The organism is Microbacterium sp. SSM24 (genome assembly GCF_025989145.1).
Taxonomy (GTDB): Bacteria; Actinomycetota; Actinomycetes; order Actinomycetales; family Microbacteriaceae; genus Microbacterium.
Genome location: NZ_JAPDNQ010000001.1, coordinates 444,011 through 457,963 on the forward strand (window position 1 = coordinate 444,011; position 13,953 = coordinate 457,963).

The 13,953-nt window shown below is 73.9% G+C and carries 15 protein-coding genes; 9 read left to right on the forward strand and 6 right to left on the reverse strand.

Features of this window, described 5'->3' with window-relative positions; translation table 11 throughout:
• Nucleotides 1–9 precede the first annotated feature (9 nt).
• From cydB to cydC, 3 genes are read left to right on the forward strand one after another with little or no spacing between them, the layout of a single operon-like run.
• Entirely contained in the window at nt 10–1,041 is a 1,032-nt protein-coding gene (cydB, locus tag OL358_RS02140; protein WP_264708292.1) for a cytochrome d ubiquinol oxidase subunit II, read from the forward strand.
• Between the two features lie 58 nt (nt 1,042–1,099).
• Nucleotides 1,100–2,773, forward strand: a complete 1,674-nt coding sequence (cydD, locus tag OL358_RS02145) for a thiol reductant ABC exporter subunit CydD (RefSeq protein WP_264708293.1) — start codon at nt 1,100–1,102, stop codon at nt 2,771–2,773.
• Nucleotides 2,770–4,467 carry a thiol reductant ABC exporter subunit CydC gene (gene cydC / locus OL358_RS02150; protein WP_264708294.1) on the forward strand — a complete coding sequence of 566 codons (1,698 nt, stop codon included), beginning with the start codon at nt 2,770–2,772 and terminating at the stop codon, nt 4,465–4,467. Before cydD ends, cydC begins: the two co-directional genes overlap by 4 nt.
• A 22-nt stretch (nt 4,468–4,489) precedes the next feature.
• Here cydC and OL358_RS02155 read toward each other — a convergent pair whose 3' ends face one another.
• The 6 genes from OL358_RS02155 to OL358_RS02180 all read right to left on the reverse strand — a co-directional run bounded on the left by OL358_RS02155 (nt 4,490) and on the right by OL358_RS02180 (nt 9,919).
• Nucleotides 4,490–6,115: an SDR family oxidoreductase gene (locus tag OL358_RS02155; protein ID WP_264708295.1), complete on the reverse strand. Its 1,626-nt coding sequence runs from the start codon at nt 6,113–6,115 to the stop codon at nt 4,490–4,492.
• Nucleotides 6,116–6,177: 62 nt separating this feature from the next.
• Complete coding sequence (locus tag OL358_RS02160) at nt 6,178–6,774, reverse strand: GNAT family N-acetyltransferase (RefSeq protein ID WP_264708296.1); 597 nt, start codon at nt 6,772–6,774, stop codon at nt 6,178–6,180.
• Between the two features lie 22 nt (nt 6,775–6,796).
• Nucleotides 6,797–7,915, reverse strand: coding sequence for a sulfate/molybdate ABC transporter ATP-binding protein (locus OL358_RS02165; protein ID WP_264708297.1), 1,119 nt, complete (start codon nt 7,913–7,915; stop codon nt 6,797–6,799).
• A complete protein-coding gene (locus OL358_RS02170; RefSeq protein WP_319805420.1) occupies nt 7,912–8,691 on the reverse strand; it encodes an ABC transporter permease in 780 nt (259 codons plus the stop codon). Before OL358_RS02170 ends, OL358_RS02165 begins: the two co-directional genes overlap by 4 nt.
• 26 nt (nt 8,692–8,717) lie before the next feature.
• Nucleotides 8,718–9,524, reverse strand: coding sequence for a molybdate ABC transporter substrate-binding protein (gene modA, locus OL358_RS02175; protein ID WP_264708298.1), 807 nt, complete (start codon nt 9,522–9,524; stop codon nt 8,718–8,720).
• A gap of 2 nt (nt 9,525–9,526) precedes the next feature.
• Entirely contained in the window at nt 9,527–9,919 is a 393-nt protein-coding gene (locus OL358_RS02180) for a TOBE domain-containing protein (protein ID WP_264708299.1), read from the reverse strand.
• 110 nt (nt 9,920–10,029) lie between these two features.
• Here OL358_RS02180 and OL358_RS02185 point away from each other — a divergent pair, with 110 nt between their 5' ends.
• The 6 genes from OL358_RS02185 to OL358_RS02210 are packed head-to-tail and all read left to right on the forward strand — an operon-like array spanning nt 10,030 to nt 13,953.
• Nucleotides 10,030–11,133 (forward strand): HesA/MoeB/ThiF family protein, encoded by a 1,104-nt coding sequence (locus OL358_RS02185; RefSeq protein WP_264708300.1) that lies wholly within the window; start codon nt 10,030–10,032, stop codon nt 11,131–11,133.
• Nucleotides 11,130–12,368: a gephyrin-like molybdotransferase Glp gene (gene glp / locus OL358_RS02190; protein ID WP_264708301.1), complete on the forward strand. Its 1,239-nt coding sequence runs from the start codon at nt 11,130–11,132 to the stop codon at nt 12,366–12,368. Before OL358_RS02185 ends, glp begins: the two co-directional genes overlap by 4 nt.
• A complete protein-coding gene (gene moaC / locus OL358_RS02195; RefSeq protein WP_264708302.1) occupies nt 12,365–12,841 on the forward strand; it encodes a cyclic pyranopterin monophosphate synthase MoaC in 477 nt (158 codons plus the stop codon). The genes glp and moaC overlap by 4 nt, the downstream gene beginning before the upstream one ends.
• A gap of 4 nt (nt 12,842–12,845) precedes the next feature.
• Nucleotides 12,846–13,454, forward strand: a complete 609-nt coding sequence (locus OL358_RS02200; protein WP_264708303.1) for a molybdenum cofactor guanylyltransferase — start codon at nt 12,846–12,848, stop codon at nt 13,452–13,454.
• Nucleotides 13,451–13,720: a DUF6457 domain-containing protein gene (locus OL358_RS02205; RefSeq protein ID WP_264708304.1), complete on the forward strand. Its 270-nt coding sequence runs from the start codon at nt 13,451–13,453 to the stop codon at nt 13,718–13,720. The genes OL358_RS02200 and OL358_RS02205 overlap by 4 nt, the downstream gene beginning before the upstream one ends.
• Nucleotides 13,720–13,953 carry a MoaD/ThiS family protein gene (locus tag OL358_RS02210; RefSeq protein ID WP_264708305.1) on the forward strand — a complete coding sequence of 78 codons (234 nt, stop codon included), beginning with the start codon at nt 13,720–13,722 and terminating at the stop codon, nt 13,951–13,953. The genes OL358_RS02205 and OL358_RS02210 overlap by 1 nt, the downstream gene beginning before the upstream one ends.

Sequence of the window (13,953 nt, forward strand, 5' to 3'; positions counted from 1 at the left end):
GAGCGCGCCATGGACCTCGCATACCTCTGGTTCTGGATCGTCGGATTCCTGTTCGTCGGCTACTTCGTGCTCGACGGGTTCGACTTCGGCGTGGGCATGTCACTGCCGTTCCTCGGCAAGGACGACATCGGCCGCCGGCAGATCATCAACACCATCGGTCCCGTCTGGGACCTCAACGAGACGTGGATCATCGTCGCCGGCGCGTGCCTGTTCGCGGCATTCCCGGAGTGGTACGCAACGCTCTTCAGCGGGTTCTACCTGGCGCTGCTGCTCATCCTGCTCGCGCTGATCCTGCGCGGCGTCTCGTTCGAATACCGGCACCAGCGCGACAGCCTGCGCTGGAAGCGCGGCTTCGACACGATGATCGTCGTCGGCTCGGCCGTGCCCGCCCTGCTGTGGGGCGTCGCGGTCGCCAACATCGTGCAGGGCGTCCCGCTCGACGCGGACCACGAGTTCACCGGCTCGCTGCTCACGCTCCTCAACCCCTACGGGCTCCTCGGCGGGCTCACGACTCTGCTCCTCTTCTTCACCCACGGCGTGTACTTCGTCGCGCTGAAGACGGACGGCCAGGTCGCGGCCGACGCGCGGCGGCTGGCCTCGCGAGCGGGCATCGTCACGATCGTCGTGGCTGCGGCGTTCCTGATCTGGACGGTGGGGATGGCGTTCGCCGAAGGACGCGAGCTCGCGATGGCGACGGCGTTCCTGTCGGCGATCGCCGCGGTGCTCCTGATCGCGTCGTGGATCTCGAACGCCCGCGGCCGCGAGGGCTGGGCGTTCGGGTTCGGGGCGGCGACGATCGTCGCCGCCGTGCTGGCGGTGTGGTTCGCGCTCTTCCCGTTCGTCATGCCCTCGAGCACGGACCTCGCGAACAGCCTGACCATCGAGAACGCCTCGAGCACCGACTACACGCTGACGATCATGTCGTGGGCCGCGCTCATCTTCCTGCCGCTGGTGCTGCTGTACCAGGGCTGGACGTACTGGGTGTTCCGCAAGCGCGTGTCGCGGACGCGGATCGAGAAGGCCGCCGCGATCGTCCATTGAGTCCGACGTGCGGCGCCGGTCGGAGGCGCACGAGCGCGGTGGATAGGGTCGAAGCGTTGTGAACAGCGAATCGGAGAGCGCGGGGCCTCCCCGCCCGTCAGGCAAGCCCCTCGACCCTCGCCTGCTCCGCTACGCGAGCGCCTCGCGCGGCTTCTTCGTCGCGATCGGCGTGATCGCGGTCGCGCAGACGGCCGTGGTCGTCGCCTTCGCGTGGCTGCTGACGCGCGCGATCACGGGTGCGATCGACCGGATGCCGCTCGCCGACCTCGCCGCCACGCTCGGCGCGCTCGCCGCGGTGGTCGCCGTGCGGGCGGTCCTGCTGTGGGCGCGCGAGGCCGTCGCCGCGCGCGCAGCCGCGCGTGTGCAGACCCAGCTGCGGACGGCTCTGGTCTCGTCGGTCGGAGTCCTCGGGCCGGACTGGCTCGGCACCCGCAATTCGGCCCAGCTGGCCGTCACGGCGGGGCGCGGCCTCGACGCCCTGGAAGCGTACTTCGGCCGGTATCTGCCCCAGCTCGTGCAGACCGTCGTCGCCACGCCGATCATCGTCGCGGTGATGTGGTGGCAGGACTGGATCTCGGGGCTCACCGTCCTGCTGACCCTGCCCCTCATCCCGATCTTCATGGTGCTGATCGGCCTCGCCACGCGCACCGTGCAACAGCGGCAGTGGCGCACGCTGCAGCGTCTGGCGGCGCGTTTCGCCGACACGGTCCACGGTCTGTCGACGCTCAAGGTGTTCGGCCGGCAGCACCGGGCGGCGGCATCCATCGAGCAGGTCACCGGCGAATACCGCCGCGAGACGATGCGGGTGCTGCGCATCTCGTTCTTGTCGGGGTTCGCGCTGGAGTTCCTGGCGAGCATCTCGGTGGCGATCATCGCCGTCTCCATCGGGTTCCGCCTCATCGACGGCGCTCTCGCGCTGACGGTCGGGCTGTTCGTGCTGCTCCTCGCGCCCGAGGCCTACCTGCCGATTCGGCAGGTCGGCGTGCAGTTCCACGCGGCTGCCGAGGGTGTGGCCGCGACCGACGACGTGTTCGCCGTGCTCGACGCCGCGCGCGGCGCAGAGGCCGGCGGGCCGCAGGCATCGGTCGCCGCGCCGGGATCCGTGCTGCGACTGGCCGCCCTGCGTGTGCGACGCGGCGAGCGGATGCTGCCACCTCTCACCCTCGAAGCGGCGCCGGGGTCGGTGGTGCTCATCGAAGGGCCGAGCGGCGCGGGCAAGTCGAGTCTCTTCGCGGCGCTGCGGGGCGCCGCCCACTTCGAGGGCGAAGCGGTGTACGGGACCGCCGAGGTGAGGACCCTCGCCCCTTCCGCCTGGCTGGCGTGGGCCGGTCAGCACCCCGGCCTCGTCGCCGGTTCGATCGCAGCGAACGTGGCGCTGGGAGACGACGCCCCCGACGCCGGTTCGGTGCGGCGAGCGCTCGGCCTCGCGTGCGCGGGCGACCTCGATCCGGACCGCGAGCTGGGCGTGCAGGGAGCAGGACTCTCGGGCGGCCAGGCGCAGCGCGTCGCCGTGGCGCGGGCGTTCTACCGGCACCTGCGCGGGCGCGCGGCGGTGCTGGCACTCGACGAGCCGAGCTCTGCCCTCGACCCCGACACCGAAGCGGCCCTGTGGACCGGCGTCCGCGCCCTCGCCGACGGCGGAGCCGCCGTGCTGCTGATCTCGCATCGCACGAGCGCGCGCGCCATCGCCGACACGATCGTGCGTCTCGAGCCGACCGAGGTGAACGCATGAGCTCTCCCTCGACCGCGCGCACCACGCCCCCGACGACACCCGCGAGCGTGCTGCGCGGCGCCGTGCCCCCGGCACGACGGCTATGGCCCGCCCTCGCGTCAGGATTCGCCTCCGAGGCATCGGCCGTCGCCCTGCTCGCCGTGAGCGCGTGGCTCATCGTGCGCGCGAGCGAGCAGCCGCCCGTGCTCTACCTCTCGGCGGCGGTGGTCGGGGTGCGCTTCTTCGCGCTCTCCCGCGCCTCGTTCCGCTACCTCGAGCGGCTCACCGGACACGATGCGGCGCTGCGGCAGCTCGCGACGACCCGGGCATCGCTGGTGCGAAGACTCGTGCCGCTCGCGCCGGACGGCCTGTCGCACACGCGCCGCGGGTCCGTCCTCGGCGCACTGGTGGACGACGTCGACGATCTCCAGAATCTCCCCCTGCGCGTCGTGCAGCCGCTCGTGGCGTCGGCGACCGTCGCGATCGGCGCGGTCGTGCTGGTGGCGTTCGTGTGGTGGCCCGCTGCCCTCACGCTGCTCGCGTGCCTGATCGTGGCGGCCGTGGCGGCGACGCTGTGGGGATGGGCGGCGGGCGGCCGCGCGGAGCGCGAGATCGCCCCGCTGCGCGCGCGCCTTGCGGATGCTGTGCTCGACCACCTCGGGAGCCTCGACGTGCTCCTCGCCTACGGCGCTGAGGAGCAGAGCCGCGCCCGCATCGCCGACGCCGATTCCGCGCTCCGCCGCGCGGTCGTGCGCCGGTCGGGAGCGCAGGCCGGTACCGCGGCCGTCGTCTCGCTCGTCGCCGGTGCGGCATCGATCCTCGCCGTGCTCGTGGCGCTGCCGGGCGCGGCATCCGGAGCGCTCGACGGCCCGTCGCTCGCGGTGGCCGTCCTCGTGCCGATGGCGGTGTTCGAGGTGTTCGCGGCCGTGCCGATGGCGGCGTCGGCGTGGCGGCAGGTCCGGGCGTCGGCCGAGAGGATCTCCGGCGCGCTTCCCGACACGCTGCCCGACGGGCTCGTCGACGAGCGCGTCGCGGCGACCGGTGAGGCGCCGCCGCTCGGCGACGGCGTACGGCTGCGGGGCGCCTCGGTCCGCTGGCCGGGAGACGCGGACGTGGGCCTGCACGACGTCGACCTCGACATCCGCCCCGGCGAGCGCGTGCTCGTCATCGGTCCGAGCGGCGCCGGCAAGACGACGCTCGCCCACGCGCTCGTCCGATTCCTCGAGGTGGATGGCGCGTACGACCTCGGCGGTCGTCCGGCCCACGACCTCGCCGGCGACGACGTGCGCCTGACGGTGGGGCTGTGCGAGCAGCATCCGATGCTCTTCGACGAGGACATCCGCCAGAACCTGCTGTTCGCGCGCGACTCGGCCACCGATGCCGAGCTGGAGGCCGTCCTCGCCCGCGTCGGACTCGGCGACTGGCTGCGGGCGCGCGGCGGACTCGACGCGCGGGTCGGTGAGCGCGGATCGCTGGTGTCGGGCGGCCAGGCGCAGCGCATCGCGCTGGCACGCGGCCTGCTCCGCGGCTTCCCCGTGCTCGTGCTCGATGAGCCGACCGCGGGCGTCGACCCCGAGGCATCCGATGCGCTGCTCGTCGATCTTCTCAGCGCCGTCGAACCCGATCAGGCGGTCGTGCTGATCTCGCACGTGGCCGTGCCGCCGGCCCTCGTCGATCGTGTCGTTCGCATCGAGGCGGGCCGCGTGCGGTCCTGAGGCTCAGCCCGGGAGCCTCGTCTCACCGCGCCGCTTCCGCCGCGATGATGTCGGCCGTCGCACCGGGGTCCGCCGACGGATCGACCTGCTCGACCGACGGGGCCGGCCCGTCAGGACCCGGCGTCGTCGCCTGCGCCGCTGCGGCGATGCGGGTCGCCATTCCCGCGAAGATGAAGCCGTGGAAGGGCAGCACGGCGAACCAGTAGAGGCGTCCGGCGAGGCCCTTGGGGAAGAACACGGCGCGCTGGTCGTACCGCGACCCGTCCCCGTCGGCGGTGGCGCGCAGCTCGAGCCACGCGAGTCCGGGCACCTTCATCTCGGCGCGGAGCCGCAGCATCCGTCCCGGTTCGATCGCCTCGACGCGCCAGAAGTCCAGCGCGTCGCCGACCCCGAGTCGCGCGCGAGAACGGCGTCCGCGGGCGAGCCCGATGCCGCCGACGAGCCGGTCCATCCAGCCGCGCACCGCCCACAGGAACGGCGAGGAGTACCACCCGTTCTCGCCTCCGATCCCCTCGATGACCCGCCACAGCGCCTCGGGCGGCGCCGTGGTGTGCGCCGTGCGCGCGTCGGTGAAGACGGCGCGGCCCGACCAGTCCGGGTCGCTCGGGAGGGGGTCGCTCGGCACTCCGAGCACTTCGGAGTCCGCCCAGCTGGTCTCGACGGCGTCGCCGGCGACGCGGCCGAGGGCCAGCCGCACAGCCCGCCGGTAGGGCGTCAGGCCGTCGGCGGGCGGCGGGATCAGGTCGTCGATGTCGCGGTCCTTCATGACGCACTCGTTCTGCAGGGACTCGACGAGAGGACGGGCGATGGATGCCGGGATCGGCGTGACGAGGTTGACCCATAGCGATGCGAGCCGAGGCGTCAGCACCGGGAGGGACGCGATCGGACGCTGATGCAGTCCGGCCTCGACGGCGTACCCGTTCATCATCTGTCCGTAGCGCAGCACGTCGGGTCCGCCGATGTCGACCGCGCGGTTCACGTCGGGCGCGACGCGCGCTGCTCCGAGGAGGTAGTGCATGACATCGCGCACCGCGATCGGCTGGATGCGGTTGCGCACCCAGCGCGGGGCGGGCATGTAGGGCAGCACCTCGGTCAGATGCCGCACCATCTCGAACGACGCGGAACCCGAGCCGATCACGACGCCGGCCTGCAGCACGAGCGTCGGCACGCCGCTGCCGAGCAGCATCTCTCCGACCTCGACGCGCGAGCGCAGGTGGTCGGACAGCTCCACGCCGGACGGGTGTAGTCCGCCGAGGTAGACGATGCGTCGCACCCCGGCGTCCGACGCGGCGCGAGCGACGGTCGCGGCGGCGCGGCGGTCGGCCTCGGCGAAGTCCCTGCCCGCCGCCATCGAGTGGACCAGGTAGAAGACCACATCGACGTCGTCCATGGCGCGAGCGGCGGCGACGGCATCCGTCGCGTCCCCGGCGACGACGTCGACCCGGCTCCCCCACGTGAACGCCGAGACCCGGCCGGGTTCGCGCGCGAGCACGCGCACGTCGTATCCGGCGGCGAGGAGGCGGGGCACGAGGCGCCCGCCGATGTAGCCGGTCGCGCCGATCACCAGGGCGCGCGTCGCCGTGCCGTCATCCCGTGGGACGGCGGCGAGCTCCGGCTCGCGACCGGTGGGTGCCGAGAGGTCCTCCATGCTGGCAGGCTACGCGCGCCCCCGAGATCGGCGAAGGGGTTGACGCGGAGCCCCGAGACGCGTCAGGAGAGCGTCATTCCGAATGCGCCGGGCCCGTCGGGCGAGGGCAGCGGCGCGAAGCCGACCCGCGGATAGAACGCGATGGCGCCCGCGTTGTCGGGCGACGCGACGAGGTGCAGCCCGGCGACCCGCTGCCGCCGCAGCTCAGCCACGAGGGTGCCGATCAGGCGTCGGCCCAGCCCGTGACCCTGCGCCTCCGGCAGGAGGTCGATGTGCAGGTGCGCGGGGTACTCGGCGCCGAACGACACGGCTTCCGTGCCGCGACGGTAGGCGTAGAGCAGGATGCCGTCCTGCCGTGTGACCTCGGATGCCGGCCGGGGCCACCGGGTCCCGTGCCGGGGCCACCATTCGGCGCGGAACCATTCCTCGAACGCCGCCGTGTCCGGCGCGGCGACGACGTAACCGACGACGCGGTCGTCCTCGGTCTCGACGACGAAGGCGAGGTCGGGGTGGCGGGCGACGTAGGGCAGCACGAAGATCTCGGCCCACAGGTCGTCGTCGTCGAGGACTCCGGTGCCGTCGGCTCCGGCATCCGCCGTCTTCAGGCAGATCTCGGCGAGCGCCGGCTCATCGCCGGGTCGGAAGGGGCGGATGCGCATCCGATGAGTCTAGGAGCGCCGCTCAGGGCTCCGCTCGAGGTATCGCGACGAATCGCACCGCCGGCGCAGGGATGCGCAGCCTCACGAAGACTCCGGGAGCGAGTCCGAGGTCGAGCGCGGTGTCGGCCGGCACATCCACCGCGACCTCGGGCTCGGCCGTGCGCACCCGCACGCCGGCCGGAGTCTGCTCGAGCCGCATCACGCGAGCGATCCACTCCCCGTGGCGGGACGTCGGCTCGAGCCGGGTGACGCCGGTCCAGGTCTCGGCCGGGACGGACGCGATCTCGACCGACGACGGCCGGAACACCGCCGCCACCTCGGTGCCGCCCGGGAGATCGGATGCCGCGCCCGTCGCCGCGAGAACGAGCGGACCCTGCACCCAGTCTCCGGATCCGGTCGATCCGGCGACGCGGTTCAGACCCGCGACCGCCGCAGCGAACCGGGTCGCCGGCGCAGCGAGCACCTGCCGTACCGGCCCGGACTGCGTGACGCGCCCGTCCTCGAGGACGACCAGGCTGCTCGCGAGCGACACCGCGTCCACCGCGTCGTGCGTGGCGACGATCGCGGTGGTGTGCGTGGCGGCGAGCTGGTGATGCAGAAGCGCACGGATGTCGGCGGCGGTCTCGGTGTCGAGCGAGGTCAGGGGTTCGTCGAGGAGCAGCGCGGCCGGCGAGGTCGCGAGCGCACGGGCCAGGGCGACGCGCTGCTGCTGCCCGCCCGAGAGCTGGGCGGGGCGCCGGTCGCCCATACCGTCGAGACCGACCCGCCACAGCCATTCGTCGGCCTCCCCGAGGGCACCGGGCTTGGCGACGCCGCGCACCCGCAGCCCGAACGCGACGTTCTCGTGCGCCGTCAGGTGCGGGAACAGCCGAGGCTCCTGCCCGAGCAGCACGATGCCCCGCTGCGACGGCGTCGTGCGCACGCGCGGTCGCGGCGCCCGGTCGAGCTCGCGATCCCCGAGCCGGATGTGCCCTTCGCCGAGGTCGACGAGCCCCGCGAGGGCCCCGAGCAGCGTCGACTTCCCCGCCCCGCTCGGTCCCATCACAGCCACGACCTCGCCGGCGGCCGCGCTCACCGCGGCGTCGAGCCGGAACGCGCCGCGCTCCACGACGACGCGGGCATCCAGCCCCACCCCGGTCATCGCTGCGCCTCGGGACGCCAGGCGCGCACGAGCAGGAGCACGCCGACCGCTGTCACCAGGAGGAGCAGCGACAGCGCCACGGCCGTGCCCTGCGAGACGCCGGCGCCGTTGAACGCCGTGTAGATCGCGAGCGGCATCGTCTGCGTGACGCCCGGCGCGTTGCCCGCGAACAGGGCGGTCGCGCCGAACTCGCCGATCGTCCGCGCGAAGCACAGGACGATGCCGGCGACGAGCCCGGGAGCCGCGAGCGGCAGCGTGACGCGACCGAGGATCGTCCATCGATCGGCCCCGAGAGCGGCAGCGGCCTGCTCGTAGCCGACGCCGGTCGTCCGCAGCGATCCCTCCAGTGCCAGCACCAGGAACGGCAGGGCGACGAACGTCTGCGCCAGCACGACGGCCGTCGTGGTGAACGGGATGCGCAGCCCCCATTCGGCGAGGATGCCGCCGAGCCAGCTCGTGCGACCGAAGAGGAACAGCATCGCCACGCCGCCGACCATCGGCGGCAGAACGAGCGGCACGGTGACGAGCGCGCGGAGCACGGCGGAAGCCCGGGGACCACTGCGTGCGATGAGCAGAGCGAGCGGTACACCGAGCACCACGCACACCGCGGTGGCCATGAGGCCCGTGGCGAGCGAGAGACCGAGCGCGGACAGCGCCTGCGGCGAGGTCACGTCGGTCCACAGGGTCGACCAGTCGACGCGCAGCACCAGCGCGGTGAGCGGAAGCGCGAGCAGCGCGAGCCCGAGCAGCGCCGGGACGGCGAGGATGCGCGGCACGAAACCGACGCGATCGCCGCCCGCGATCACGGCGCCCCGAAGCCGAAGCCGTCGAGCAGGGTGCGACCCTTCTCCGAGAGGACGAACTCCACGAACGCCGCGGCGGCGGCCGGGTTCCCGGAATCCGAGAGCGCCGCGATCGGATAGTGGTTGACGACGTCGTCGGCGCCTGCCGCATCGATCGACTCGACATCGTCGCGGCCTTGTACGTCGGTGACGTAGACGAGCCCGGCATCCGCCTCCCCGGCGGCGACCTTCGTCAGCACGGCGGTGACGTTCTGCTCGAGGCTCGCGGGCGTCACGGTGACGCCGTCGTCGTCGAGGAGGGTCTGCGAAGCCGCGCCGCACGGGACCTCCGGCGCGCACAGCACCACGGTGAGACCGTCGTCGCCGAGGTCCTCGACGGACTCGACGCCGCCCGGATTGCCGGCGGGCACGGCGATGACGAGCGTATTCGAGGCGAACAGTTCGGGCGCCGTCGCAAGACCGGCATCCACGACCTTCTGCATGTTCTTCTCGTCGGCGGACGCGAACACATCGGCGGGTGCGCCCTCGATCAGCTGCGTGGCGAGGGTGCTCGATCCGTCGTACGAGATCGGCAGCACCTCGAGCTGCGGATGCCGCGCCTCGAACTGCGTCGCGAGCTCGTCGAACGCGGTGCCCAGCGACGCGGCGGCGTAGATCGTCAGCTCGCCCGTGAGCTCCTCGGTGACCGCCGGCTCGGAAGGCCCGGGAGACACCGGGCCCGCGGGCTCGTCGCCCTCCGCCGCGCAGCCGGCGACGGCCAGCGCGCCGGCGATCAGGGCGGCGATGAGGACGGGCCGTCGCGGCATCGTCAGCTCCTCGGCGTTTCGACGATCACGGTGGTGGCCTTCACGACGGCGACGGCGAGCGAGCCCACCGCGAGACCGAGGTCGTCGGCGGCCTCGGCCGACATGAGCGACACCACGCGGTGCGGACCGGCCTGGATGTCGATCTGCGCCATGAGCCCGTCCCGCTGCACGCGCGTGACCAGGCCGACGAAGCGGTTCCGGGCGCTCGAGACGAGGTCTCCCCCGTCGGCGGGCGCCGCCGCCAGCTCGACGGCACGAGCGGCGAGCGCGTCGCCGGGGACCTCGGCGGGCGTCGAGCCCGTGGTGGGAAGCGCTCCGGCGTCGATCCACCGGCGCACGGTGTCGTCGCTCACGCCGAGGAGACGCGCGGCCTCGGCGATCTTGTAACTCGGCATGCTCGCACGATATCACCGCAGATTCGGCCCCCGGGCCGTTGTATCTCCGCGCATGCGGATCATGACGACGCATCGATCCCGACCCTCCGTCCGCGCAATACCCTGGACCCATGCCGATTCCGCCGCTCGTCGAGCCCGTCGCGGCCCTCGCCGACGACGAGGTCGCGCGTACGGCCCGCCACGCGAGCCTCGCCGGTTTCGGCGAGACGGCGCAGCGCCGGCTCGCCGCCGCCCACGTCGCGATCGTGGGGGCCGGCGGACTAGGCTCCCCGACCGTGCTGGCCCTCGCCGCCGCCGGCGTCGGCACGCTCACGGTGATCGACGACGACGAGGTCGAGGCATCCAATCTCCAGCGCCAGGTGATGCACCGCGTCGCCGATGTCGGGCGGCCCAAGGTGGACTCCGCTCGCCGCGTCGCCGAAGATCTCGCCCCGCGGACCGTCGTCCACACCGTCCGCGCGCGGCTCACGCGCGGCAACGCGACCGCGCTGCTGTCGGGCGCGCACGTCGTGGTCGACGGCACCGACACGTTCGAGACGCGCGCCGCGGTCGCCGCGGCCTGCGAGCGGCTGGGCGTGCCGCTCGTGTGGGGCGTCGTGCAGGAGTTCCACGCGCAGGCGACCGTGTTCTGGTCGGCGCCCCCGCAGGGGTACCCGGCGATACGGCTGTCGGACCTCTACCCGCCCGAGTCCGTCGGTGACGTGCCGTCGTGCGAACAGGTCGGCGTGCTCGGACCCCTCTGTCTGCAGGTCGGCGCACTGCTCGCGACCGAGACGGTCAAGCTCGTCACCGGTGTCGGCGAGCCGCTCCTCGGCCGGGTCATCGTGATCGACGCCCTGCGCGGGCGCACCGATGAGATCCCGCTGCGCCCGGCCCGCGCCTCGACCCCCATCGCGACCGGCACGGATCCCGTGCCGCAGGTCGACCTCGACGCCGCGATCGCCGCGCAGGCCGCCGGTGCCACCCTCCTCGACGTGCGGGAACCGCACGAGACCGCGACCGGAGTCCTGCCGGGCGCGATCGAAGTCCCGCTCGCACGGCTGCTCGCAGAACCGGCCCTCGCCGGCGACGGCCCGGTCGTCGTGGTCTGCAAGGTCGGCGTGCGCGCGGAGCGTGCGGCCAGGGCCCTGCGCAGCGCGGGGATCGAGGCATCCGTCCTCGCCGGAGGCATGGACGCATGGGCCTCGGCGCTGCGTGAGCGGTCGCACGCGTGACGACCGACGGCCTCGTCTCGATCGAGGACCACCTCGCGGCGGTGCTGGCCGCGACGACGCTCGTCGACGCCGTGACCGTGCCGGTCGCCGCGGCGCGCGGGCGCACGCTCCGTGAACCCGTGCGGGCGGCCGTCGACATCCCCGTCTTCGACAATTCCGCGATGGACGGCTTCGCGGTGCGCTTCGCCGACGTGGCGGATGCCGCGGCCGACGCCCCGGTGACGCTGCGGGTAGTCGCGGACCTGCCCGCGGGGACGGCGCTCGACCCCGCCCTCCGTCCGGGCGAGGCGGCCCGCATCATGACGGGCTCCCCCGTCCCGTCCGACGCGACGGCGATCGTCCCGTTCGAGGACACCGCAGGCGGCCTCGCGGACTCGCTCGGGAGCATCCGGGTGCTGCGCGCCCCGCGCGGCGCCGGCGTCCACGTGCGCCGGCGGGCCGACGACGCCCGCGCGGGCGACGAACTGCTGCCCGCGGGCACGCTCCTCGGCCCCCTCCAGCTCGCCGCGGCGGCTGCCGCCGGCGTCGCCGAGGTCGTCGTGAGCCGGATGCCGCGGGTCGCCGTCGTCTCCACGGGGTCGGAGCTCGTCGCGCCCGGCACGCCACTGGAGCGCGGCCAGATCCCCGAATCCAACGGCGAGCTCCTCGCCGGTCTGGCGGCGGAGGCCGGAGCAGAGGTCGTTCTGCGCCTGAGCGTCAGCGACGACGGCGATGGCCCGCGCGAGGCCGTGGCGGCCGCGGAGCTGCTCGGCGCCGACGTCGTGGTGTTCTCCGGCGGGGTGAGCGCGGGTGCCTACGAGGTCGTCAAGGGCACGCTCGGCGACGTCATGGCCTTCCCTAAGCTGCGCATGCAGCCCGGCAAGCCGCAGGGCTTCGGCCGCACCCCCGGCGGCACCCTCCTGTTCGGACTGCCGGGCAACCCGGTGAGCGCGGCCGTCTCGTTCGAGGTGTTCGCGCGCCCGGCGCTGCTGCAGATGCAGGGCCGCACCGCACTGTCGCGTCCCGTGCTGCGTCTGCCTGCCGCGACGGGCTGGCGCACCCCGCCGGGCCGCACTCAGTACCTGCCCGTCACGATCGACCGCACCGACCCGTCGGCCTGGCGCGCGGTTCCCGCCACGGGCGGCGGCTCGCATCTCGCGGGCGGGCTCGGCCGCGCCGAGGCGTACGCGATCGTGCCGGACGACGTCGCAGCGGTCGAGGCGGGCGACGCGGTCGATGTCATGCTGATCACATGAGCTTCACGCACCTCGACGACTCCGGCCACGCGCGCATGGTGGATGTCACGCAGAAGCAGCCGACCGTCCGATCGGCGACGGCGCGCGGATTCGTGCGGTGCTCCCCCGAGGTCGTCTCAGCCCTTCGGGACGGCACCGTGCCGAAGGGCGACGTGCTCGCGGTGGCGCGGATCGCCGGCATCCAGGCGGCCAAGCGCACCCCGGACCTCCTGCCGCTGGCGCACGTCATCGGCGTGCACGGCGCGGTCGTCGACCTGGCGATCGAGGACGACGGCGTCGCCGTCGAGGCGACGGTGCGCACGGCCGACCGCACCGGCGTCGAGATGGAGGCGCTGACCGCCGTCTCGGTCGCGGCCCTCGCCGTGGTCGACATGGTGAAGGCGCTCGACAAGGCCACCTCGATCGAGCGCGTGCGCATCGTCGCGAAGGCCGGCGGCAAGAGCGGCGACTGGGTTCGCGCCGACGAGGCGTGACGGCATGACCGACCTGGGTGCGATCCTGCTCGCCGGCGGTCGCGCCTCGCGCGTGGACGGCGCAGCGAAGCCCCTGTTCGACGTGGGCGGCACGACCCTGCTCGCCACGGCCGTGAAGGCGGCGACGGATGCCGGAGCCCGCCCGCTCACCGTGGTGGCACCGGTCCTCGACCCCGCGCTCCCCGTCGAGTGGGTGCGAGAGGACCCGCCGTTCGGCGGACCCGCGGCCGCCGTCGTCGCGGCGCTCGACGCCTGGCCGCGCGACGCCGATCCGGAGTGGACACTCCTCCTGGCGTGCGACCTGCCCGGCGCCGGCGCGGCCGTCAGGCGCGCCCTCGGCGGCCTGCCGCTGCTGCCGAACGACACCGACGGCCTGTGCCTCGGCGACGCGACGAGCCGACCGCAATGGCTGACAGGCGTCTACCGCACGCGCGCACTGCGGGAGGCGGCATCCGCTCTCCCCGACCGCGGGCGCGATGCGTCGGCCCGCGCCCTCCTCGCCGACCTGGCGATCGCGGTCGTCGCGGCCCCCGCCGAGCTCACGCGCGACGTGGACACGTGGGAGGATCTGGAGGAGGCGCGGGCCCGCGCCGCGCACGAGGAGGCGTCATGAGCGATCCGTCCCGCACCCTTCCCCCCGAGGCGCTCGACGCGTGGGCTGCGGCGCTGCGCGAGCGGTTCGCGCTCGCGGAAGCCGACGTCCCCGTCGCCGCGGTGCTCGACCTGACCCGTGACGTCGCGAACGGGGTCGCGCGGCCCGCAGCCCCGCTCGGCGCGTTCGTCGCCGGACTCGTCGCCGGGCGCGCTGGCACCGACCCCGCCGAGGTGCGCGCAGCGCTGGCCGCGGTGGCGGCGCTCGCCGAGACGTGGGACGCGTAGTGGCGGTCGTCCGCTACTTCGCCGCCGCCCAGGACGCCGCCGGGCGAGACACCGAGCGGCGCACCGAGACGACCCTCGGCGAGCTGCGCCGCGCGGTCGCGACCGAGTATCCCGGTCTCGGCGGCATCCTGCCCCGCTGCGCCGTGCTCGTCGGAGGCTCGCGCGTCGGCGACGACACCGCTCTGGACGCCGACGACCTCGTCGACGTGCTGCCGCCCTTCGCCGGGGGCTGA

What these genes read in the sequence shown, in the direction of transcription:
- cydB (WP_264708292.1), top strand. Translation starts at nt 10, where the DNA reads ATGGACCTCGCATACCTCTGGTTCTGGATCGTCGGATTCCTGTTCGTC.
- cydC (WP_264708294.1), top strand. Translation starts at nt 2,770, where the DNA reads ATGAGCTCTCCCTCGACCGCGCGCACCACGCCCCCGACGACACCCGCG.
- OL358_RS02155 (WP_264708295.1), bottom strand. Translation starts at nt 6,115, where the DNA reads ATGGAGGACCTCTCGGCACCCACCGGTCGCGAGCCGGAGCTCGCCGCC.
- OL358_RS02160 (WP_264708296.1), bottom strand. Translation starts at nt 6,774, where the DNA reads ATGCGCATCCGCCCCTTCCGACCCGGCGATGAGCCGGCGCTCGCCGAG.
- OL358_RS02165 (WP_264708297.1), bottom strand. Translation starts at nt 7,915, where the DNA reads ATGACCGGGGTGGGGCTGGATGCCCGCGTCGTCGTGGAGCGCGGCGCG.
- modA (WP_264708298.1), bottom strand. Translation starts at nt 9,524, where the DNA reads ATGCCGCGACGGCCCGTCCTCATCGCCGCCCTGATCGCCGGCGCGCTG.
- OL358_RS02180 (WP_264708299.1), bottom strand. Translation starts at nt 9,919, where the DNA reads ATGCCGAGTTACAAGATCGCCGAGGCCGCGCGTCTCCTCGGCGTGAGC.
- OL358_RS02185 (WP_264708300.1), top strand. Translation starts at nt 10,030, where the DNA reads ATGCCGATTCCGCCGCTCGTCGAGCCCGTCGCGGCCCTCGCCGACGAC.
- moaC (WP_264708302.1), top strand. Translation starts at nt 12,365, where the DNA reads ATGAGCTTCACGCACCTCGACGACTCCGGCCACGCGCGCATGGTGGAT.
- OL358_RS02200 (WP_264708303.1), top strand. Translation starts at nt 12,846, where the DNA reads ATGACCGACCTGGGTGCGATCCTGCTCGCCGGCGGTCGCGCCTCGCGC.
- OL358_RS02205 (WP_264708304.1), top strand. Translation starts at nt 13,451, where the DNA reads ATGAGCGATCCGTCCCGCACCCTTCCCCCCGAGGCGCTCGACGCGTGG.